Genomic DNA, 23776 nt, shown 5'->3' on the forward strand with positions numbered 1-23776 from the left:
CGACCCTCACGCCGTGTCAAGGTCAAGGGTCGCCTGTGGATGGACCACCGCGCACTGTCGGACCACCCCGCTAGCCTTCTGCTCGTTCACCGAGACAAAGGGGCAGGAGGGGACCGTGGGCTGGCTCGACGCCGCGGCCGGGTACCAGGTGCGCGTGGGGGAGAACGGGCGCGTGCAGTGCCGCAACGCCAAGGGCAAGGTGCTCGGCGCCGTGCCCGCGGCGCTCAAGGAGGACCCGGAGGTGGTCCGGCTGCGCCAGCTGGTGGAGTGGCTCGACCGGCACCGCGCGGAGTGCCTCTCCACAGTGGACGACTGGCTGGTCCGCTCCTTACCGGTGCCCACGACCCTGCTCGCCGAGGTCTGGCCCGACACCGCCTGGTCCGACGCGCTGCGCGACCTCGTCGTCACCGCCGGTGCCGAGACCGGTTTCCTGCGCGACGCCGACCCCGAGCGCGGCGTCGGCCTGGTCAACCTCGACGGCGACACGGTCTGGCGCCACCCGGAGACCGTCTCCATCCCGCACCCCGTGCTCCTCGACGACCTCGACGACCTGTGCGAGTTCGCCGCCGAGCTGGGCGTCGAGCAGCGCGCCCAGCAGCTGTTCCGGCAGACCTCCGCGCGCCCCGCCGAGCCCCCCGCGGGCGACCACGTGAGCGACTACGCCGACGGCCGCTTCGAGCAGCTCAACCACGCCATGGCCCGCTGCCGCGCGCTCGGCTACCCGGTGCGCGGCGGCGACGCCGTCTACTCCGCGTACGAGGGCGGCGAGGTCGTGCAGGCCCGGTTCTGGATCGGCGCCGACTACCCCGAGGGCGAGACCTGGACCGGCGACCTGCGCTGGGTCCGCGCCGACGGCACCACCATCCCGCCCGCCGAGGTCGGGCCGGTCGCCTGGTCGGAGGGCATGCGCATGGCCGCTTCCGTGTACGCGGGCCGCGTCGTCGAGGAGGTGGCCGCGTGAGCAACCACAGTGTGAGCGCCGACAACGCCCTGCTCGCCGCCGGTGCCGTGCTGCCCGAGACGGACCTGCCCGGCGACGACCGCGACACCCTCGTCGCCCGCCGCTACGCGCACCCCGGCCTCGACGACCGCGTCGTGGTCCGGCTGGTGCCCGCCGTGCTCGGCGCGGCCGAGGACCTCACCTGCGAGTACCTGGGCTTCGACGCCCCCACCCGCACCGAACCGGTCGGCACCGCCAAGCGCGCGGCGCTGGGCTTCCCGGCCTGGGCGCTGATCCACGACCCGACCAACGCCCACCACGCGCTCGCCCTGGTCAAGGAGATCGAGCGGTTGGCCCGGGTCGCGAAGTCCCGGGCGGGCGCGGCCCGCGAGGGCTTCACCGAGCTGGCCGACATGCTCGGCCGCGCCGCACCGCACTTCCTGCCCACCTTCTTCGAGGAGGCGGGCCGGATCTTCCTGCGCCACGGCAACACCACGTACGCCACCAGCATGTTCGGCAAGGCCCGCGAGGCCGAGGAGGTGCACGGCCTGGCCGTGGACCCGGACCGGGTGCGCGCGGTCTTCCTGGAGTTCGCCTTCGCGGGCGCCCTCTCGGCCAAGGCGCTCACCGCGTACGCCAAGGACCTGGCCCGCCGGTACCCGGCCGAGGAGGCGTACGAGCAGTTCCACACCCTCTGCGTCGAACGCGTCCGCGGCGGGCTCCCGCCGCACGCGGGCATGCCGGAAGACCTGCGCAGGCTGGCCAAGGCCGCCGGTCGGGACGCGCGCGCCGAGGACGAGCGCACCCTGCGCGGCGTGCTCGACGCGTCGGCCATCGGCCGGGCTGCGGGCACGTTCTGGAAGTCCTACCGCGCCGTGCTCATCGCCATGGCCACCGCGGACGCGGAGCTGCGCGCCCGGCTGCTGGAGTTCGTCCCGGTCCAGACCGGCGCGCTCGACCTGTGGCTCGACATCCTCGGCTCCAGCGGCGCCACCGCCGCGCTGACCGGCCCGGTCGACCCGGCGGTCAGGACCACGCCCGCCGCGTGGCTCTCGGCCGTGATCACCACCCGCAACAGCGGCTGGGGCCGGGTCCCGCGCTCGTCCGGGCTGCTCGACCTGGTCACCGCCATGGTCGACCGGCTGACCGCCGACGCCGCCCCGGTGTCCGGCCCGGGCCGCTGGCGGGACCGCGAGATCGACCTGACGGACCTGCTCTACCACCACGGCATCCCGATCGCCGACCCCGAGCACGACTACCGCAACCCCGATGTCGACGACTGGCTCGCCGACCCCGGTCCCGGCCGCCGCGACCTCGTCGCGCTGGCCGCGCACGAGCCCGCCGTGCTCGGCGAGGGCGTGGTCCGCCACCTGTTCAGCCAGTCCGGTGACGACAACCTGGCCCGCCCCGAGACGGTGCGCGAGGTCCTCGCCGTGCCCGGGCTGCGCACCGCGCTCAACGCCTGGCTCACCACCCACGCGGGCGCGTTCGCCGCGGCGGGCGGCGGCGCGAGCCTGGTCGACCTCGGCCGCAACCTGCGCGAGCTGGCCGTGGTCCGGCTGCCCGAGGTGTTCGTCGACCAACCCGGTGCCGCCGTCGACGTGGCAGGCGTCGACGTCGCCGCCGCGCTGCGCCGCACCCTGCGCGCCGGGTTGTTCGACGAGCTGGGCTGGCCCGCGCTGGAGGAGGCGGTGTCCCGCTTCCCCGCCAAGGCGCGCGAGGACCTCGCCGTGCGCGGTGAGGGCTGGCCCGCGCTGGTGCTGGGCGTCAAGGACCACTTCGTCGTGGTCGGCCCGGAGGGCGTGCTGGCCGAGCACCACGCCCAGGTGCCCGCGAAGCTGCGCCACCACTGGCACAACGACCTCGGTGTGGCCTGGTACGACGGCACGCTGCTGGTCAGCTGGTTCGGCGAGGACGAGCGGTACGGCTACTGGAGCGGCGACCCGCGCCGCCACCACGAACTCGGCGGCGGCAACCCGTGGCAGGTGCGCGAGTTCCACCCGTCGATCCCGATGCCCGACGGCGGCCGGTTCACCGGCAGCCGGGTCGTGCACCCCGGTGACACCGCCGTTCCCGTGCCGCGCACCGCGCACGGCGACGGCCAGTCGGTGTGGTCGGGCGAGTACCGCAGCACGTCGTCCGGCGGGTCCTGGGTCTGGCACGAGATCGACCCGGCCACCGGCGAGAAGGGCCGCGCGGGCGTCCCCGCGTTCCTCGACGACTTCGCCGCCGACGGCGCCACCCTGGACCTGCGCAACTGCGACCTGCGCCCCACCACCCCCGGCACCGAGGCCAGCCCGCTGGGCGCGGCGGGTGGGCTGCACGGCTGGCGGGTCCGCCAGGAGGCGGACGGCACCTGGACCGGTGAGGGCATCGACGGCCGCCGGGCGACGGCCGCCCAGGTCGTGGTCGGGATGGTGGACGTGCCCGGCGCCCGGCTCACCATCGCCGAGCACTACTCCGGCCCGCACCTGCTCGACGCCGACGGCGTGTCCGTAGCCGAGCTGAGCGCGTCCGGCAGCCACGACGACTTCGCCGCGGGCACCCCGCTGATGCTGTCGTCCGCGTGGTGGCACGCGCTGCGGCCGCGTGACGAGGCCGGGTCGGCCGCCCTGCGCGCGGTCAGCCTGGAGTCGGCCCGGGAGATGGTCGAGGCCGCGACGGCCGAGATGCCCGCGCCGGACGGCAGGCTGGACTGGCGCGACCTGGACCGCGACACCGACGTCAACCAGGTCACCTACGACCGGTTGCAGCGCGGCGACTACACCGCGCTCGACAAGGCGGTGCTGGCCGCGCTACCCGGCCTCACCCACCCGGCGCTGCTGGCAGGCGTGGTCGGCGTCGTGCGCCGCGCGGCCTGGCTCGGGCTCGCCGTGCGGGAGTTCGCCGAGTTGGGCGCCGCCGCCGAGCACGTGACAACCCCGGCCGCGGCCAGCGGCACGGCGGTCACCGAGGGCGAGGTCAAACTCGCGCTCGACTGGGTGCGCGCGGGGCGCAACGACGACGGCTCCCAGGCCCGGTCCACGCTGCCCGCGCTCCTCGCCGCGCTGCGGTCGGCGGGCGAGCGCACGGCGGGCGGGGCCGACCTGCCCGCCGAGGACCTGCCCGAGTGCGACAGCGCCGAGCGCTGGGTCGACCTGGTGCCGCACCTCGGCGCGGTCGCCGCGCGCGCCGCGTCACCGCTCACCCCGGACACCGAGCGCGCCGCGCTGGCCGAGGTGCTGCGGTGGACCGCGGACAGCGGCCTGCTCGACGGCGCGGGCCACTGGCGCGTGGTCGTCGTCCAGTCGCCGAAGGAACGCCCGGCCCGCCGCTTCCAGCTCGTCCCGGTGGCCGACGGCTTCTTCACCTCGCTCGCGGGGAGCTGGTGGGGCCCTGGCCGAACCGGCACGGGCTTGCAATACACCCGGACAGCGGGGGTCTTCGCCGCGACCGGCGACTGGACGCTCAACCACCACTACGACCTGTCCGACCGGATCGACGGCGCCTGGGTCACCCGGTTCCTCGACCTGCTGGCCGAGCGGGGCCCGGCCCAGTGGCGGCCCGAGGCCGTGGCCGACCTGGTCGCGCGCACCGGCATGAGCACCGCCGACGCCGCGTACCTGCTCGCGGGCACTCCGGGGCTCTCGCGGTGGGGCGCGTCGTTCATCAGCACCGCGGACCGCGCCGTGCTGGGTCTGTCGCAGACCGGTGCCAAGGCGGCCAAGGAGCGCATGCGCCAGCTGAACGACCCGCTGCGCCGGGCGCTGACCGCCGCGGCGGCACCCGTCGACCCGGAGGCGCTGTGGACCACGGGGCCGGACACGACCGCGGTGGCCGCGGTGTGGACCGAGCGGTTCGGCGCCGTGACCCCGGTCGAGGACAGCGTGCTCCTCGACGCCGCGAAGCTGGTCCCGGTGCGGGGTTCGGCGGCGTACGTCACCGCCGTGCTCAGCCCGACCGCCTGCGAGTGGTTGACCACCGACGCCGAGTACCGGCTGGAGGACCGCAGGCTCGTCGCCAAGCACAAGGGCGGCTTCGACGAGTCGGACCTGTACGCGGTGGCCGTCGTCCTGCTGTGGCTCGCCCAGCGGCTGCCCGCCGGGTCGCCGCACCGGGCCGCGCTCGGCGAGGCGCTGGCGCTGGCCAGGCAACGGGTCGCGCACCCGGACTTCGCGATCGACGTCGGCGGCTGGCTCGACCCGGAGGAGGTCCAGGCGCTGGGCCTGGAGCCGCGCACCGAGGTGGGCAACGCCAAGTACCGCGACTGGCTCGGCACCTACTTCGACGGCCACCACCAGCGGTTCTACCTCTGGCCCGCGCGCATCGGCCCGCACGACGGCGACCTGCTGTCCGCGGTCATGGAGGTGACCCACTCGCACACCATCGAGGAGACCCTGGCGCTGCTGGCCTCCGACGGGCTGACGGCGGCCTGCGCGGTGGAACCGCTCGCCGAGGCCGACATCTACCACCAGGACCCGACGCGGTCGGTGCCGCACCTGGTCGAGGAGGTCGCCGCGCGGCACGGGCTCGACCCGGACGCCGCCGCGCTGTACCTGCAACTGCTGGCGCTGCCCGACCCGACGGACGCCAACGTCGCCCGCTGGACCGGGTGGAAGCCCGCGCGGCTGCGCAAGGCCCGCGCCGCCCTGGCCGAGTCCGACCTGGTGATCAGCGCCAAGCGGGCCCGGGCAGGACGGTCGCTGTTCCTGCCCGGCGGCTGGCTCGCGCTGTCCGCCCCGCACCTGCCCCTGGAGACGTGGAAGACCACCATGTTCGGCTTCGAGGCGCACCCGATGATCATGGTCGTCGCCCGGGAACCCGTCGCCGAGCTGTTCACGCGCGCCTGGCGGCGGGTCCTCGACGGCGACGCGCCCGCGTACGAGAAGCTGGAGACGGGGCGGAAGCGATGACGGTCAAGCAGGCACCGGGTCGGCAGGTCGACCCGGCGGAGGACGCGTACCGCGACGAGTTGGCGTTCCTGGCCGCGTACGACGACGGGCCCCGGCCGCCGGGGTGGCGGCTCACGCCGCGCGCGGTGGTCACGTTCGTCGTGGGCAGCGACGCGCTGGCCCTGCCGTCCCCGGTGGACGGTCTGCCCGCGCGGCTGGCGATCAGCCCGAAGTTCGTCGGCGAGCGGGCGCTGGTCGAGCGGGCCGTGATCACCCTGGCGGGGGAGCGCGGGCTGCTGCTGGTCGGCGAGCCCGGTACGGCGAAGTCGATGCTGTCGGAGCTGCTGGCGGCGGCGGTGTCGGGCAGCAGCCAGCTCGTCGTGCAGGGCACCGCGGGCACCACCGAGGACCAGCTCCGCTACGGCTGGAACTACGCGCTGCTGCTCGCCGAAGGCCCGAGCCCGCGGGCGCTGGTGTCCTCGCCCGTGCTCACCGCGATGCGCACCGGCGGGGTCGTGCGCGTCGAGGAGGTCACGCGCTGCCTGCCGGAGGTGCAGGACGCGCTGGTGTCGATCCTGTCCGACCGGCGGATCGCGGTACCGGAGCTGTCCGGCACCGACGACGCCACCGTGCACGCGGCCCCGGGCTTCACCGTGATCGCCACGGCCAACCTGCGCGACCGCGGCGTGTCGGAGATGTCGGCGGCCTTGAAGCGCCGCTTCAACTTCGAGGCCGTCGGCCCCATCGGCGACCTGGCCGCCGAGACGGCGCTGGTCCGCAGGCAGGCCACGGCGGCGCTGGAGCGGGCCGCGGCCCCGTTCGCCATCGACGACGTGGTGCTGGAGGTCCTGGTCACCGCGTTCCGCGACCTGCGCGGCGGGGTGTCGGTGGAGGGCTGGGCGGTCGAGCGGCCGACGACGGTGATGAGCACCGCCGAAGCCGTCTCCGTCGCGACCTCCCTCGGCCTGGCCAACGCGTACTTCACCGCCGACCGCGACCCCCTGTCCCTGCTGCCGGGCCACCTCCTCGGCGTCGTCCGCAAAGACGACCCCACCGACGCGGCCCGCCTGTTGGCCTACTGGGACAGCACGGTCCGCCGCCGCGCCGAAGCGGGCACCCACACCTGGCGCCGCCTCTGGGACCTCCGCGATGTCCTCGAAGCCTGACCCCGCACCGGCTGCCGGGTTGTCCGAAGTGGACAATTCGGCAGCCGCGGCGGCACACCGCTCGTCTGGCGGTGCGACCGGCCAGGGCGCGAGGTGGCGCGCGGGCGACGACACGGGCCTGTTCCGACCGCTCGGGCAGGCGCCGGTCACCAAGCAGGTGTGCCGGATCGCCCTCGCGGATGGGCGCACCGAGCAACGGTTCCCCGAGTGGGGAACCCCGCCGACCTCCGATCTCACCGGCGAGGCCACCGTCTTCTGCCAACAACCCGCACAGGTGCCGACCGGGCCCACGCTCACCCAACCCGTCACCGGGTGGGCGCGTCGCGGACCGAGTGGCGGCCGAGCGGAGTCGGCTGAGCCGGTCTCGTCGAGGCTTGATGGGCTTTCCGGCGGGCGGGGTGACCGAGGCATGAGGTTCGGCGCGGGCAGGGCGGCCGGGCTGGAGCGGTCGGCCGCGCGTGCGGTGCGGGTCGGTCGGCGTGGACGTGCGGGGTGCGGGGTGGTCTCCGGTCGAGGGCCAGTGCTCGGCGCGGCTCCGGGCCGGTCGAGTTGGGACATGGCAGGCCGTCTGACCGGTGGGTCGGTGGGGTTGGGGGCTGGGGCGTGAAGGCCGAGACGGACATCTCGACGGTGGACCGGGTGGTGGCGCACCGGGAACCGTTCCTGATTGGGGTTCGGCATCATTCGCCTGCGGTGGCTCAGGTGGTGCCTGCCTTGTTGGGGGCGGTGGAGCCCGAGGTGTTGTTGGTCGAGTTGCCCGAGGAGTTGGGGGAGTGGTTGCCGCACCTGGCCGATCCCGGGTTGGCGGCGCCGGTGGCGTTGTCGGGGGTGGCGCGGGACGGGAGTGGGCTCGCGTTCTACCCGTTCGCCGATTTCTCGCCGGAGTTGGCGGCGATTCGGTGGGCCTTCGCGGCCGGGGTGGAGGTGCGGACGTGTGATCTCCCCTTGGCGTTGCACGGCGCCGACCGGGGAGAGCCGGAGTCGACAGCCACGCCGTTGGCGGATGCCTTGCGCGGCAAGATGACCGGGCGCGACGAGGAAGACCTCTGGGATCGGCTGGTGGAGGCCGCCGCGCCGGGGCAGACACCGGAGGCGATTCGGCGGGCGGCGCTCTACGTCGGGTGGGCGCTGCGCGCGGATGGTCGGGTCAGTGCGTTCGACGAGCGGCGTGAGGCGTGGATGCGGCGGGTCATCGCCGAGCACGCCGGGCGCCGCACGGCCGCGGTCATCGGCTCCTACCACGCCGCCGCGCTGCTCCAGCCCGCCGCGGAAGTGGAGGCGGTGGCGAACGGCTCGGACATCGTGACTTCCCTTGTCCCGTATGCCTTTTCGATGCTGGACGCGCGTTCCGGCTACCCGGCGGGCATTCGCGACCCCGAGTGGCAGCAGGCCGTGTTGCAGGCGGACGGGGATCCCGCGGCCGTGGAGGCCGCGGCTGCCGCGGTCATCGTGCGGATCTGTGCCAAGGTCCGCGAGTTCGGCCACCCGGCAGGCCCGGGGGAGGCACGGGAAGCGTTGCGGTTGGCCGTCGACCTCGCGCGGCTGCGGGGGCTGCCCGCGCCCGGACGCGGTGAGGTGGTCGAGGCCGTGCAGACCGTCCTCACCCACGCCGAACCCCTCGGCCGCGGCCGGGTCGTCGCCAAGGCGGCCGGGGAAGTGCTGGTCGGCAAGCGAACCGGCGGACTCGCGCCGGGGACGCCCCGGTCGGGGTTGGCGCCGTCGGTGGAGGAACTGCTCCACCGGGTGCGGTTGCCGGGCCCGGGCAGCCGCGACCCGGCCGATCTGCGCCTCGACCCGCTGCGCTCCGACCTCGACGCGGAACGCGAGGTGACGCTGCAGCGGTTCGTGCTGCTCAACATCCCCTACGCCGAACCGACCGCCACCACCGGCGTCGGCGGCGGCGACGCCATCACCACCCGCTGGACCGCCGCGTGGACACCGGCCACCGCCGCCACCCTGCCGGTCGCGGGCCTCTGGGGCCCCACCCTGCCGCTGGCCGCCGCCGGGCGACTGCGGGCGCGGCGGGCCGAGCGCGACGGGCACACCGCGCGCGACGTCATCGCCGACCTCGCCGCCGCGGCCCGCTGCGGCTTCCCCGACCTGGTCGCCGAGGTACTGGCCGACGCCGCGACCGTGCTGCCGACGTCGGCGAGCCTGCCCGACCTGCTGGCCGCCCTCGACCTGCTCGATCGCCTGCGCGCGGGCCACCTGCCCGGAGTTGGCGCCACCCTCGTCGACGACGACCTGACCGTCCGGCTGGAAACCGCCGCCGTCGCGCAGGTCGAGGCGCTCGCCGGGTCCGAGAGCCGCGACGACGCCCGGTCGCTGGTCGAACTCGGCCAGCGGCACGACACCCACGGCACCGGACTGCGCCTCGCGGCGGCCCTGCGCGACCTCGCGGAACGGGGCGCGCCGCTCATCGCCGGTGCCGCCGGTGCCACCCGCGTGCTCCTCGGCCTGCTGCCCCCGGCCGAGTTCGGCGCGCGCGCCGCGTCCCTGCTGGACACCGCCACTACGACGCCCGGTCGCCAGGCCCTGCGCGGTTACCTCACCGGTGCGCTGGCCGCGGCCGGTCCGCTGCTGGAGACCCCGGAGGCCATCACCCCGCTGGTCGACCGCGTGATCGCGGTGACCGACCGCGACTTCCTCGACCGCCTCCCCGCGCTGCGCGGCGCGTTCGGCACCGTCGGCCCCATCCCGCGCAGGCGAATCGCCGACGTCGTCGAACACCACACCGGCACCCGCGTCGACCCGACCGTGACCCACGACCCGCGGGTGCTCGCGCTGTGGCTGGAGGCCGAGCGCGACGCCCTGGCCACGCTCGCGGCCCACGGACTCCAGGCGCCCGCGCTCACCGACACCCTTGCCGTGCCCGGATCGCCGACGCCTCCACAGTCCACATCGGACATCGCGCCCGCCGTGCGGTGGCGGCTGGTGCTGGGCTCGCGCGACGACCAGCTCGACGGCCGGTCCCGGCGCTACGCCGCCGCGCTGGACGAGCTGTACGGCGCGGGAACCGGGGAAGGTGCCGCCAGTGCAGGGATCGGGGGCGGTCGCGGGCTGTCCTTTCCGGACACTCGTGACTGGTCGGAAGAACTCGCCGCGCTGTTCGACGACCGCGTCCGCGAGGAGGTGTTGGCCGCCGCGGTCGACGATGGCCGGATCGACGCGGCGCTGCACCTCGACCCGGAGGCGGTGCGGCCGTCGGTCGACCTGCTGCGGGCCGTGCTGTCGCTGGCGGGTGGCCTGTCTGAGTCGGCGCTGGCCAAGCTGCGGCCGCTCGTCGAGCGGATCGTGCGCGAGCTGACCGCGGAACTCGCCGTCCGCCTGCGCCCGGCGCTGACCGGCATCACCACACCGTTGCCCAGCAGGCGCCCGGGCGGCGGCCTCGACCTGCGCCGCACCCTGCGCGCGAACCTCGCCACCGCCCGCAGGCAACCGGACGGTCGGGTGATCGTGCTGCCGGACCGACCCGTCTTCCGCACCCGCGCCCGCCGCTCCAGCGACTGGCGCGTCGTCCTGGTGGTCGACGTCTCCGGGTCGATGGAGTCCTCGACGGTCTGGTCCGCGCTGACCGCCGCCATCTTCGCCGGCGTCCCCGCGCTGACCACGCACTTCCTCGCGTTCTCCACCGAGGTCATCGACCTCACCGACCACGTCGCCGACCCGCTGTCGCTGCTGCTGGAGGTCCGCGTCGGCGGCGGCACCGACATCGCGGGCGCCCTGCGCCACGCCCGCACCCTGGTCACCGTCCCCGAACGGACCCTGGTCGCGGTGGTCAGCGACTTCGAGGAAGGTGGCCCGGTCGCCCCCCTGCTCGCCGAAACCCGCGAACTAGTGGCGGCGGGCATCACCACCCTCGGCTGCGCCAGCCTCGACGACACCGGCACCGCCCGCTACAACGCGGCCACCGCCCAGGCCCTGGCCGCCGCGGGCATGCCGGTGGCCGCCCTGAGCCCCCTCGAACTGGCCCGCTGGGTGGGGGAGAAGGTGCGCGGATGAGTTCGGGGACGGAGGACCGGCGCTTGTCTGGTGGTGCGGGCATCGTGGTGGTCGAGGCGGAGGAACCGCGTGCCACTCATGCTTTCCGACGGGGTGGGCTGGATTTCGGTGCTGGTGGCCGTGGTCCGGCCGTCCGCGCCTGCTCGTTGGAAGGTGCGCGGATGAACTTGGCGTCCAGGGGGATGGCGGACCGGCTCCTGCCTGGCGGTGCGGGCGCCGTGGTGGTTGAGGCGGCGGTACCGCCTGTGACCTGTGCTCTCCGGCGGGGCAGGCGCGCGGTGGGCCGGACTCTGGTGGCCGCGGTCCGGCCCGCGCTCGGCGAAGGGGAATGAGGATGAGCCAGGTCCCGCAGGTCACACCGAACGTGCCGCCTGCCGTCCTCGACGAATTGCCGCCCCGGTTGCGCAAGCGGGTCGACGCGGCGCTCGATCGGGTCAAGGAGTGGGTGATCACCCGGGACGGTGATACGGCCCAGGCGGTTCTCGACGCGGACACCACCGTCACCTGGGTGTTGCGTGGTGGAACGCTCACCGGCGCCGACGACCTGACCTGCAGTTGTCTCCTGGCGCCCAAGTGTCTGCACCGCGCCTTGGCTGTCGCCACCGCGCCCGTCGCGCTCGGTGGACCGGAGCCGGAAGCCGAGGTCGGCGCCGAACCGGAGGCTGTCGACGAGAGCGCGCGGGCCGACGAGGTCGCGGCGGCGGGTGCGCTCTGGGCGGCGTGTGCGGAGGTGTTGCGCGTCGGCGCCACCGGGAGCGGGGCCGTGGTGCGTGGCGAGGTGCTGCGGGCCGTGCACTCCGCGCGGGTCGTGGGGCTGCACCGGGCGGCGGCCGCGGGGGTGCGGGTGGCCACCGGGCTCGCCGACGCGCGGGCCGGGTCCGGGGAGTTCGACCGGGCGGTCCTGGCCGAAGACCTGGCGGAGGCCATGGTGGTCTGCCACGACCTCCGCACCGGCACCGGTGACCTCACCACCCTGCGCGGCACCGCCCGACGCGAGTACCGGCCGGTCGGGTCGCTGCGGCTGTACGGGTTGTGCACGGAAGCGGTCGTCACCTCCTCCGGGTACGCGGGCGTCGTCACCTACCTCGCCGACGACAACGGCACCCTCTGGACGGTCCTGTCCCTGATGCCCGGCGGCCCCGAACGGGTCGCCATCGCCGCCGAGGGCCCGGTCGCGATCGGCGAGTCGGGCTTGACCCACCGCGCGCTCGGGAAGTCCGGGCTCCTGCTCTCCGGCGCCACCGCCTCCCCGGACCGCAGACTGGGCGCGGGCAAGAAGGTCCGCGCGGTCTCCGCGAAGGGCGCCGCCTGGACCGACCCACCGCTGGACGCGCTCTGGGCGACGCCGTTGGCCGAGCAGGTGGAAAGGGCCTTCGCCGCCGACCCCGCCTCCGGGGCCGACCTCCTCTTCCTGACCGGCACGGTCCTCGACGCCACCCCCGCCGCGCTCCGGCTCCAATTGCCCACCACCGTGGTCAACCTGGTTGGCGACACCACCTGGGCCCGGGACAACCTGCGGCTGCTGGCCGACCGCCCCGGACTCGAACTGCGGGTCATCGCCCGCCTCGTCCCCGACCGACCCGAGACGGCCACCGCCCTCGCCGTCCTCGGCGACCTCGCCACCCCCGGCCCGATCGACCTCACCCTCGACCGCCTCCAGCGATCCCACCTACCCGCCGCGCCTGCCGAATCGGTGCCGACCCTGCCCACGACACCGGTTGGGACGGATACGCGGGCCGAGTCCGCCCTGCCGACCGAACCGGCTGTGCCTGCCGTGCCGGCGGAGTCGGTGGAGCTTGCCGCGCAGGTCGAGCTTGCCCAGTCGGCTGAGCCTGCCGCGCCCGCCGAGCTTGCCGCCTTGGTGGAGCCTGCTGCGCCAGCTGCGCCCGCCGAGCTGGCAGAGCCGGTGGAGCTTGCCGCGCTCGCTGAGCTTGCCGCCCTGGTGGACCATGCTGCGCCGGTCGAGCTTGCCGTGCCGGTGGAGCTTGCTGCGCCGGCTGAGTCTGGCGGGCTGGCTGAGCCTGCCACGCCGGTCGAGCCTGCTGGGTCGGGTGAACCTGCCGAGCGGGTGGAGCTTGCCGAGTCGACTGAGCTTGCCGCGCCGTTGGAGCTTGCCGGGTCGGCGGAACTAGCTGCGCTGGCGGAGCCTGCTGGGTCGGTTGAGCCTGCCGGGTCGGGCGAACCCGCCGAGCGGGTGGGGCTTGTCGCGCTGCCTGCGCCTGCCGAGCCGGCGGATCTTGTCGGGTCGGTCAAGCCTGCTGCGCCGGCTGACTCTGGCGGGTTGGCTGAGCGTGCCATGCCGGTCGAGCTTGTTGAGTCGGTTAGGCCTGCCATGCCGGTCGAGCCTGCCATGCCGGTCGAGCCTGCCGGGTCGGGTGAGCCTGCCGGGCCGGTCGGGACCTTCGCGGTCGTCGAGGACGCGGTGCCTGCCGCCGCGCCCGTGTTGCGGGCCGCGTCGACGCCTGCCGGTTTGCTGGCCGCCGTGGTGTGCCGTGTCGTGGTGGGTGGGCGGGCGGTGGTCGCGTTGCCTTCGGCCGGGCGCGATATCGCCGCCCTCAGCCGGATCGGGCTCACCGGTACCGCCGCGCTCCTCGACGCCCTCGTCGGCTCCGCGCGGGATCGCGGGCGGGACCACTTCGGGCGCGTCATCACCGACACCGACGACGCGTTCCCCCTCGCCTGGCTCGCGGCGGCCCTGCACGCCAAGGGGTTCGCGTCGGCGGTGGTGCGCCGTGGGTGGCTCGACGAGCCGGACGGGGGCTAGTCCGGGCTCGCGGTGCGTTGGTGGCCGTCCCAGGTGAAGCGGGCGGTGGTCACCGCGTCGTCGCCGTCGGTGGCGGTGATGAGTTGGTGGATGGCGATGCCGTCCAACTCGCGGTACTGGCACCACTCGTGGTCCGAGGTGAGGACGAGGTCCAGGTCCAGGGCGGCCAAGAGGCCGAAGACCTGGCCGCGGTTCACCGTGTCCACGCCGACGAACACCTCGTCCAACAAGATCACCCGGGGCGCTTCGGGGACCGCCTGGTAGTGGGCGGCGACGGCGGCGAACAGCGGCAGGTGCAGCGCGATCGCCTTCTCCCCACCGGAGAGGGCGCCGTGCAGGCGCTTGGTCAGCACCTGCCAGCCCGCGCCGTTGGCCCGGTCGAGCTTGACCACGAACTGGTGCCAGCGGGTGTAGTCGAACACCTCCGCCAGCTGCTGCTCCCAGCTCGCCGCGCTGTCGTTGCGCCGGGCCAGCTCCACCTGCTCCCGGAAGAACCTGTGCAGTGCCTCCCGGTCCTCGTCGGACAGTGAAACCGGGTTCTTCAGCAGCAGGTCCCGCGCGGCGCGGGTGCCCGGTGGCTGGTCGGTGGCCACGTCCCAGACCAGTCGCACGGCCACGTTCGACGCGGTGCGCACGAGTTCGAGCCGCGCGTTCATCGCGTCCACCAAGTCGTTCGCCTGCCGGATCCGGTCGGCCAGGTGCCGTCGGGTGTCGCCGGTCAGGGTGCGGTCGAACAGGTCGCGCTCGTGCTCGGTGATGTTCTCCCGCGCGCTCACCGCCTCCCGCTCCAGCAGCGCCGACAGCTCCGCCGCGCCGATCCGGGCGCCGTCGACGACCGCGGTGAACACCGCCACCTCGTCCCCGGTCTCCACCTCCAGGTCCGCGCGGTCGCCCAGCCGGGCGCGGCAGGCGTGCAGGGTCTCGGTCAGCTGGTGCAGCGAACTCGCCACGTTGCGCGGCTCGTGCGGCACCGTCGGCCAGTGCGCGGCCAACCCCCGCGCGGCGTCCACGGCGGGGCGGACGGCGGCGGTCGTGCCCAGCGCCTCCCGGAACTCCACCGGCGCGCCCGCGTCCTCGGGGAACGTCCCCGCGCACAGCTCCCGGAACCGCTGGGCCCGCGCGGTGCGGGCCGCGCCCGCCTCGTCCCGCGCACGCGAGTCGTCGGCCCTGCGCTGCCGCAGTTCCCCGAGTTCGCCCGCCAGCGCCTGGATCCGGGTCGTGGCGGCGCGTTCCTCGACGCGCCACCCGTCCCGGTCCGCCCGCAGTCGGGCCAACCGGTCCAGCAATTCCCGGTACGGCGCGTCGACCGACTCCCGCGCCGCCTCGTGCGTGGCCGAGAGCCGTTGGTGCGCCTGTTCGGCCTCGACCGCGACGCCCTCCCGCTCCGCCGCGTCGGCCGCCGAGCGCTCCGCGACCTCCGCGCGTTCGGCGGCCGTGGTCTCACGCACCCGTGCGGCGTCGTGGTTGTCCACCCACACCTCGGCGAGGTCGCGGAACCGCTCCACCAGCTCCGCGACGCGACCCAGCGCGTCCCCTTCGGTCGGCAGGCCGTGTTCGGCGGCCAGCGCGGCGAGGTGCCGCAACGCCTCCGCCACCTCGCCCTCGGCGTCCCGCGTCGCCACGACCGCCCGCGCCACCGCGTCGTCGCGCGCCCGGGTCAGGGATTCGGCCTGGCGCAGTCGCCGCGCGCACTCGTCGACCGCGTCGTGCGCCGGGCGCGCCTCGCGCTCGGCGTCCAGCACCGCCGTTCTGGTGTCCAATTCGGACAGACGAGACGCGGTGGCGACGAGTTCGGCGTCCACCTCCGCGAGTTCGGCGGTCAACTCCGCGATTCGCCGCTGCCTGGCCAGCTCCCTGGCGTGCGCGCCGATGTGCTCGGCCCGCGGCTTGTGCCAGCTGCCCGTCAACGGCCCCAGTCGCCAGGCGCCGCCGGACGAAATCGCCGCGATGTGCACCGCGTCGAGCGCGATGACCTCCAGCAACCGCCGCACCGCCTCGGCGGGCACCGCGCCGTCGGACTCCGGGACCAGCACGTCCGCCAGCGAGCGCCCGGGCGCGGGCGGCAGCGACGACGGTTCGGCGAACGTGTCGTGCCCCTCGACCTCGCCGTCCGCGCCGACCCAGGCGTCGAGCAGACCGGCTGCCTGCAACGCCGCCTCGATCGGGCCGTGCGTCGCCGGATCGGTGTCGTCGGCGAAGCGCACCAGCCGCCACAGCGGCGCGCCCACGCGCCCCGCCCGGTCGGCGGTCCGGGTCGACGGGGGCGCGGGCGGTAGGTCCCGTTCCCGCGCCAGCCGCTCGACCTCCGCCGCCAGTTCGTCCTTTGTGGACAAGAGGGTGTCGCGTTCGGACTCCGCCACCGCGGCGGCCCGCGTGATCTCCCGGGACACCGCGGCCGCGGCCTCGATGACCAGCCGCAGCACCGCCGACTCCGACTCGACCGCGTCGGCCAGCTGCTCCGGGTCGGCGAACCGCAGCTCCCGGCAGTCCCGCGCCCACCCCACCAACCGCTCCGCCAACACCGCGGCCTGTTCGCCGTGCTCGTCGCGGCGCTCCCGCTCGACCCGCGACGCACCGGTCAGGGCCGTGCGGGCCTCGTCGAGCTGCCGCTCGTGCATCAGCCGCCGGTCCACCGCGCGGCCGTGCCCGGCCAGCGCCGCTCGCACGGCGTCGATCCGCGCGAACCGGTTCTTCACCGCCGCCCGCAGCAGCGGCTTCGGCTTTCGGTCCAGCGCGTCGGCCAGCTCCGCGTGCGTACCGGACATCGACGCGCGCGCCGCCGCCTGCCGCGCCTCGACCAGCAACCGGTCCGCCTCGGCCCGCTGCGCGCCCGCCCCTTGACGTGCCCGCTCCGCCGCGTCCGCGTCGAGTTCGGCCGACCGCCGCGCCCGCTCGGCGACCTGGCGCTCGCGCGCCGCCTGCCGCGCCGCCCCGTCGACCCGGTCGCGGAGCTGGTCGAGTTCGCGGCCCCGCTTGTACTCCTGGCTGTCCCGGATCCCGTCGATCGCGCCGTCGGCGGTCAGGACCCGTTCCGACAGCAGCTCCACCTCGGACTCCGCCGCGGCCCGCGCTGCCTCGATCCGCGCGTACGCCTCCTCCGACGCGCTCGCCTGCCTGCTCAGCCGGTCCACCTCGGCGGTGGCCGCGACCAAGTCGGCGGCGGCGGCGCGCAGCACCCGCCGGGCGTAGGTCCGTTGCCGGGCAGCGAGTTCGCCTGCCGCAGTGACCTGCTCGTCGAGCCGCACCAGCTGCTCGCGCTGGCGGTCGAGCCGTTCGAAGCCCTCGGCCAGCTCCGAGATCTCGGACTCGCCCAGGGGTGGTAGGGCGGCGGAGAGCAGCTTGGAGAGCATGCCCGGGTCCAGGTGTTGCGACAGCTTGGGCATGCGCAGCTGCAGCAGGGCGGTGATCAGCGAGTCGTACCGCTGCGCGCTGATCCCGCCGAACAGCGCCGCCCGCACCGCCGCCCGGTAGTCGCCCGCGTTGCCGTGCAGGGTGCCGCGCTCGCCCAGTGCCCCGGTCAGCGCCTGCCGGGTCAGCGGCTGGCCGGACGACGTGGTCAGGTCCAGGTCGGTCCCGACGCGGCGGTCGGTGGTGAAGTAGTCGGCGTGCACCTGGGTGGTGTGCTTGCTCGCCTGCAACCGGGCGCCGCAGGTGAACCACGCGCCGTCGCGGCCGAACTCCAGCCACACGTAGCCCACGCGCGTGGTGCCCCGGGCGCCCTCGCCCATCAGGTTCCAGTGCATGGTGCGCTCGCTGGTGCCGAACGTGGACAGCCGGTTGGCCCGCAGGTTCGCGTCGAACAGGAACGGCAGCAGCAGCTCCAGCGCCTTCGACTTGCCCGTGCCGTTCGGGCCGCGCAGCAGCAGCCTGCCCCGGTGGAACTCGAACACCTCGTCGTAGTAGCGCCAGACGTTGAGGATGCCCGCGCGCACCGGGTGCCAGCGCGTCTCGTCGGACTCGTCCGGCCAGGCGACGGCCGTGGGCAGTTCGGTCACGGTCACGTCCGGTCCTCGCTGGTCCTGGTGCCGGAGAGGGCGTAGCGGTACCCGGCGGGCCGCGCGGTCACCACGCCGCCGTGGTGGGTGACGAGGTCGAAGGACACCAGCACGGCCAGCGCCTCCCGCACCAGCGCGGCCGGGCCGTCCTCGCCCTGGTACGCCTTGGCCCAGTTCGGATGCGCGCGCAGGACCTCCGCCGCCGTGGTCGCCAATCGTTCCTCCGTTGTCGTGCCCGCGGTGTCGGCGGCCGTGATCGCGTCGAGCAGCAGCAGCGCCGCCACCTTCGCCGTGCCGGAGTCGTCGGGGAAGCGGGTGTCGGTGGCGATGCCGTCCGGGTCCACGAACATGATCCCGTCCGCGCGCTCCTCCAGCGCGAACCCGCCCTGCTCGGCGGCCTCCCGCAGCAGCCTGCGGCCGGTCGGCGAGGCCAGGTAGGCGCGCTGCTCATCGGTCAGGTCGGCGAGGTGGACCACCGGGTCGTCGACCAGCCGCCGGAACACCGAGTGCCGGTGCCACAGGTTGCGCCGCGCGTCGGTGGTGGTCTCGGACTCGGTGCCGTAGCGGCGTTCCCGGGAGATCTCCGCCAGCAGCTCGGGGAACCGGGACGCGATCCGGTTCGCCGCCGCGCGCCCCGGGTCGGCGGACTCCCCGGTCGCCACGCGCGACGGGCCGACCGGCGCGGCCAGCAGCCGCATCAGCAGCGCCGCGTCCACCCGGTAGAGCACCTTCGCCTCGGTCGAGTCCACGAACGCCTCGGTCGCCCCGTCCAGCACCTCCACCGCGCCCAGCCGCTCCAGCAGCGTCAGCGCGTCGGCGAAGGCGCGCCGCTCCGCGCGGGCCGCGGTGTCGAACCGGGGCAGGTCCGGCTCGGCGGCGGTGGCGTGCACGACCCGGTCGGCGAGCAGGCCGATCGTGGTCAGCGGCACCGCCAGCAGCTCCGCGGCGATCACGCAGAACAGGCTGTAGCGGCGCCGGTCGAACGCCGCGCGCCCCGACCGGTCGCGGCGCGCGGGCCGCGTCGGGTCGGCCCGGGTGCCGACCTTCGCCAGCCGCGCGTACCCCAGCCGCGGCTCGACCAGCAGCGACCAGCCGCAGTAGCGCTCGAACCACTCGGCGACCATCCGGTGCCTGCGCCGCACCACGTCGAAGCCCTCCGGGTCGGCCCGCTCGGTGACCAGCGGCGTGGCCAGCAGCAGCCGGATCGCGCGGGCGATCTCCTCGCGTTCCCTGGCCGCGGCCAGGTTGCCCAGCGTGCTCACCGCGCCCGCCGCCGCTGCCGACGACCGCCACCGGCCTCCACGGCGGTGATCTCGACGTTGTAGTCCGGACCGGAGAACACCCCGTGCGGGGTGCGCAGCCGCGCGGTCGCGTCCGTGGCGGGTGGCCGCAGGACGATCTCGACGCGGCCGTCGGCGGTCACCGCGCGCCGGGCACCGGAGCTGTCCGGCGCGGTCGACAGCGCGCGGCCGAGCAGGTCGAGGAAGCGGGTGAACACGTCGTACGGCAGCTCGCCGATCCGCGACAGCCACACCGGGCCACCGGTGTCGAGCATGTCCCACGCCGCCTGCACCTCCAGCTCCTGCCGCAGCGCCTCCCGGGCCCGCTCGGCGCGGATCTCGGCGACGTCGCGGACCCGGCCGGTGCGGGTGAACCGCTCGGCCCGCCCCGACGAGCGCAGCAGCGCCGACACCGGGACCGGGTCGCTGCCGCGCCAAGCGGCGGTGCTCGCGTGCAGGTCCGGGTCGGGGTGGAGCAGGTGCGCGTGCCGGGCCGAGGACAGGCCGAACGCCGTCGACCACAGCCGGTGCAGGTCGTCCTCGGTGGGGGCGTGCGCGAACCAGCGGGCCAGCTCGCGGAAGTCGGCGGCGGCGCTGCTGGCGCGGCGCCGCGACTCGGTGATCCGGTCCAGCACCTGCAGCAGCGTCACGATCGCCCGCCGCGCCTGCCGGTGCAGCCGGTTCACCCTCGGGTCCGGGCCGTGGAACCAGTTCCGCAGGCCGTCCCAGCGGGCCCTGCGGTGCGCCAGCCACGGCGGGCCGGGGTCGCCGTCGCTGACCGGCGGCAGCTCGGCGCCGTGCAGCGCGCGGTGGTGCAGCAACCCGAGACCGAGGTCCTCGACCAGGTCGATGCCGGAGCGGATGGCGTGCGCGCGCTGGTCGAGGTTGATCAGGAACTCCTCCAGGTAGGCCACCGTGGCGGCCTTGACCTCCCGGAACGTGGCCAGCTCGGCGCCTTCCGCGCGCAGCAGCCGGTGCAGCTCGGCGGTGAACCGGGTGGTGTTCGACCGCAGCGCGTCGAGGTGGCCCTCCAGCTCGGTGAGCGCGGTGAACACCTTGCGGTCGGTGCCGGGGGAGCCGGTCAGCAGGCGGTGCAGCTCGCCGAGGCGGTCGGCGATGGCGTCGAGCACGGCGGTCTGCAGGGCGCCCGTCGCGGTGAGCACCTCCATCGCGCGCACCGCGCCCGCGAAGGCGGCCTCACCGCGCTTGGTCAGCGAGTACTGCAGGTTGCGGCGCTCGTACTCGCGGGCCGTGCGGTAGTTCTCGGTGTGGTTCTGCACCACGTCCACGAGCTGCCACGCGCGCAGCTGGTCCAGCGCGGCGGCCAGCGCGTCCTCCGTCGGCTCGCCCAACCAGCCGACGGACCGCAGCCCACCGAGCACGTCGTCGAGGCCGAGCGCGGTCTCCATCCGCTCGGTGGCGTCGGCGAACACGGTGAGCACCGCGGTGTGGAACTCCGCCGACTCGCCCGTGGTGAACCGGAACATCTCGGGCGGGACCCGCACCCGCTCGGACGCCCCACGTGCGGGGTGGTGCTCCACGCGACCTCCGTTCGGACCTGACCGCGCTGTTCATCTCCGCGCGGGCCCCGGGTGTTTCGTCAACCGGCGTCGATCTCGTCAAGTAGGACGGTCGCCACCCGTTCCTCCGGCACCGCGACACCGCGCGCGGTGAGCGCGGCGGCGAGACCGGGGTCCCAGGGCGCGTCGGTGACCCGTCCGACCGGGGGGCCGGTGGGGCCGACGGCGGCGAGGTAGTCGGCGGTGGTCATCCGCCAGGGGACCGCGCCGGTCCGGGCCATGACGTGCGCGGCGATGCGGAGGCCCTCGCCGTCGAAGTCGCCGTGGTAGCGCAGGGTGTGGCCGGCGTCGGCGAGGAGGCGCAGCAGTCGGATCGCGGCGCCGTTGGGCCAGCCGGAGACGCAGACGATCGGCGGGCAGTCGCGGCCGAAGCGGGTCAGGGCCAGGGCGAGGACGGTGGGGTTCTCCACTGTGCAGACGGTTCGTGGTGGGCCGTTGAGGTCCGCGGCGGCGCGGAGGTGGCCGAGGGTGAGGCAGGCGGCTTGACCGGCGTCGGCGCAGGCGCGCAGGAGGGTGGCGGTCAGGTGCTCGTCGGTGGGGCGGAGTCCGGCGGCGAGGACGGTGGAGGACAGTTCGTCGTCGGCGACGCCTGCCTTGGCCCAGAGGTCGCGGCGCGCTTGGGCGTCGTTCGGTGGGTCGACGGTGTGGATGGCGGCGAGGGCGCGGAGGACGAGGGTCGAGTGCGCGGTGCCGTCGTCGAGGGCGTGGGGGTCGTGCAGGAGTTCGTCGGCGAGGGCGGGGAGCGGGGTGCCTGGGGCGGGGAGGTGGTCCAGCACGCGCAGGACGGCGTCGAGGCGTGTGCGGGTTTGTGCGATGGAGCCGTTGACCAGCCCGGCTTGGCGGACGGCGCGCGTCCAGTCGTGGAGGGCGGGTTGGGCGGTCACGACGGGGTGCGCGGCCAGCCAGGCCCAGAGGTCGGCGACGTCGTCGCGGCGTTGGGCGCGGTTGGCGAGCGGGCCGAGGAGGTCGGTGACGAACTCGCTGGTGGTGCGGCCGGTGGCGGCGCGGATGGCGGTGTCGAGGTCGTTGAGCGGGACCGACGGGGTGGGGCCGGGGAGGCGGTCGGCGCCGAGGAGGTCGGCCAGGGCGGATTGCTGAGCGGGACTCAGCGGACCCAGCCGGATCCGCGCCACGGCACGTCCGGAGGACAGGCGGTGGTGGACGGATTCCCAGACGGGGACGAGGTCCCGGGGGAGTTCGCTGTTCACCATCGCCGATCTCGCGCCGTGGGGGACTGGGGAACCCAACCTAGCAAGGGGGAGAGAAGACTGGGAACAGCGTGCTGACCGTGCCCGGCCGGGGTCGCCTGTCCGTGCCCGGTTGCCGGGCGGTTCTGTTCGCTCGGCGTGGCGAGGGTGTGGTGGCGGAGAAAGGAAAACCGGGCGCGGACATGGTGGCCGCGCCCGGTTTCCGGTCGGATCTGTTCGCTCAGTGCGTTTGTCAGCCGGTGAAGCCGACGGTGATGCGGGTGAAGTCCCAGTTGGGACGGTCCCGGTTGACGGCCCAGAAGGACAGGCGGCCGATGTGGTTGGCGTTGGACCAGTCACGGATCTGGGTCCAGATCGCGGTGGTGGTGTTCTCGTTCGAGTCGCTCATGTTGTTCATGCCGGAGATGCCGACCTTGGCGTAGGCCTCGGCGTCGGTGAGGCCGAAGACCGACTTCACCTTGTCCTTCAGGCCGTTGGTCGACTTCACCGTGTTGCCGTACATGTCGGCGCCGCCGCCGAAGTTGAACGGCATGATGGTGAAGTTGTCGATGTCGGCGTTGAGCACCTTCGACTGCTCGATCAGCCGGTTGCCCCACGAGTTCGGGCCGGTGTTGAGCGTCGGGAAGGTCAGGATCGTGCGCAGACCCGGGTTGTTCTGCTTGACGATCTTCAGCGCGGTCAGGATCCGGTCCTGCACCGCGGCGCTCTCGAACTCGTCGGTGTTCTCGATGTCGACGTCGATCGCCTTGAGGCCGTAGGCGGTGATGACCTTCTGGTACGCCCCCGCCAGCGCCTCCGCCGTCGAGCAGTTCGGGCCGAGCTTGTTGCCGCTCCAGCCGCCGATCGACGGGACGACGTCACCGCCCGCCGCGCGGATGGCCTTGATCGCGGACTCGTCGGTGCCGCCGAGCAGCGGTCGCTGGCTGTCCCACGCGGGGTTGCAGCCGTTCTGCGCCAGGATGAACGCCATGGTGAACCACTTGACGCCCGTGGCGCGGATGACGTCCGCGGGCGCGGGCGGGTTGCCCCAGCCCAGGTAGAGGTACGGCGCGGCCTGGATGAACCGGCCGGGGCCGGGGCCACCGCCACCCTCGGTGGTGGTCGCCGTGACCGGCGCGGACGCGGGGGACAGGTTGCCCGCCTTGTCCTTGGCGCGCACGGTGAAGCGGTACTGCGTGCTCGCGGACAGGCCGGTGACGGTCGCGCTGGTGCCGGTCACCGAGGTGGTGGCGCCGCCCTCGCGGATCACGTCGTAGCCGGTCACGCCGACGTTGTCGGTCGAGGCGTCCCAGGACAGCGACACGCTGTTCGCGGTGGCGCCGGTGGAGCGCACGTTCCCCGGGGTGGTGGGAGCCTGGGTGTCGCCGCCGGGACCGCCGCCGGGGCCGTCGAGGCTGAGGTCGTCGGCGTAGTAGGTGCCCTGGCCGTACCAGCCCTGCACGTACACCTCGGCGGAGTTCTGGCTCGCCGCGGTGGTGAAGCTGATGGACACCCGGGTGTAGTTGCCCGCCGACGACGTCCAGGTGGACGTGCCGCCGTTGACGCCGAGGTACACGAAGTTGCCGCGCAACCACCCGGAGAAGGTGTACGCGGTGCTGGGCTGGACCGCGACGGTCTGCGCGCAGCGGGCGATGTTGCTGCCGGACGCGGCACCGGCCAGCGCGTTCGAGCCGCCGTGCACCGGGGTGGACACGATGGACCCGGAGCCGGCCGCGCAGTTCCAGCCGGAGAGGGTGCCGGTCTCGAAGTCGGGGTTGGTGAGCAGGTTGGCCGCCTCGGCCGTGCCCGCCGCCATCACCACCCCCGCGGTGGCCAGCGCGGCGGCGCTCAGACTGGCGAGCAAGCGATGTCGGGTACGCACATGGACTCCCGGTGCGGATCAGGGGGACGGCAGGGTGCGGCCCGGACCGGTCGCCCGCCGGGGACACAGCGCGGAATTGGTCCAGACCATAAGCGGATTGAAGTGCACC

At 74.6% G+C, this 23776-nt stretch carries 10 protein-coding genes; 5 read left to right on the forward strand and 5 right to left on the reverse strand.

Annotated features, from left to right (window positions below):
• Positions 1 to 115: 115 nt before the first annotated feature.
• The 5 genes from CLV40_RS01700 (at position 116) to CLV40_RS01720 (ending at position 13743) form a co-directional block, all read left to right on the forward strand.
• Positions 116 to 961: a DUF4132 domain-containing protein gene (locus CLV40_RS01700; RefSeq protein ID WP_104476165.1), complete on the forward strand. Its 846-nt coding sequence runs from the start codon at positions 116 to 118 to the stop codon at positions 959 to 961.
• Positions 958 to 5832: a hypothetical protein gene (locus CLV40_RS37695; protein ID WP_181043267.1), complete on the forward strand. Its 4875-nt coding sequence runs from the start codon at positions 958 to 960 to the stop codon at positions 5830 to 5832. The genes CLV40_RS01700 and CLV40_RS37695 overlap by 4 nt, the downstream gene beginning before the upstream one ends.
• Positions 5829 to 6977, forward strand: coding sequence for an ATP-binding protein (locus CLV40_RS01710; RefSeq protein ID WP_104476167.1), 1149 nt, complete (start codon positions 5829 to 5831; stop codon positions 6975 to 6977). Before CLV40_RS37695 ends, CLV40_RS01710 begins: the two co-directional genes overlap by 4 nt.
• Positions 6978 to 7682: 705 nt before the next feature.
• The gene (locus CLV40_RS01715) at positions 7683 to 10979 is read left to right on the forward strand and encodes a DUF5682 family protein (RefSeq protein WP_245930949.1); all 3297 of its coding nucleotides are present in this window, start codon (positions 7683 to 7685) and stop codon (positions 10977 to 10979) included.
• Between the two features lie 334 nt (positions 10980 to 11313).
• On the forward strand, positions 11314 to 13743 hold the full coding sequence (locus CLV40_RS01720; RefSeq protein ID WP_104476170.1) for a hypothetical protein: 2430 nt from the start codon (positions 11314 to 11316) through the stop codon (positions 13741 to 13743).
• On the opposite strand, the gene CLV40_RS01725 is transcribed toward CLV40_RS01720, so the two are convergent.
• The 5 genes from CLV40_RS01725 to CLV40_RS01745 form a co-directional block, all read right to left on the reverse strand.
• Positions 13740 to 17744, reverse strand: a complete 4005-nt coding sequence (locus tag CLV40_RS01725) for a TIGR02680 family protein (protein WP_104476172.1) — start codon at positions 17742 to 17744, stop codon at positions 13740 to 13742. The genes CLV40_RS01720 and CLV40_RS01725 overlap by 4 nt on opposite strands.
• Positions 17741 to 19000 (reverse strand): TIGR02678 family protein, encoded by a 1260-nt coding sequence (locus CLV40_RS01730; RefSeq protein WP_104476174.1) that lies wholly within the window; start codon positions 18998 to 19000, stop codon positions 17741 to 17743. The genes CLV40_RS01725 and CLV40_RS01730 overlap by 4 nt, the downstream gene beginning before the upstream one ends.
• Positions 18997 to 20505: a TIGR02677 family protein gene (locus tag CLV40_RS01735; RefSeq protein ID WP_104476761.1), complete on the reverse strand. Its 1509-nt coding sequence runs from the start codon at positions 20503 to 20505 to the stop codon at positions 18997 to 18999. Before CLV40_RS01735 ends, CLV40_RS01730 begins: the two co-directional genes overlap by 4 nt.
• Positions 20506 to 20618: 113 nt before the next feature.
• A complete protein-coding gene (locus tag CLV40_RS01740; RefSeq protein ID WP_104476175.1) occupies positions 20619 to 21809 on the reverse strand; it encodes a TIGR02679 family protein in 1191 nt (396 codons plus the stop codon).
• A 229-nt stretch (positions 21810 to 22038) separates the two neighbouring features.
• Positions 22039 to 23601, reverse strand: a complete 1563-nt coding sequence (locus CLV40_RS01745) for a fibronectin type III domain-containing protein (protein WP_104476763.1) — start codon at positions 23599 to 23601, stop codon at positions 22039 to 22041.
• Between the last annotated feature and the right edge of the window lie 175 nt (positions 23602 to 23776).

The organism is Actinokineospora auranticolor, from assembly GCF_002934265.1.
GTDB lineage: Bacteria > Actinomycetota > Actinomycetes > Mycobacteriales > Pseudonocardiaceae > Actinokineospora > Actinokineospora auranticolor.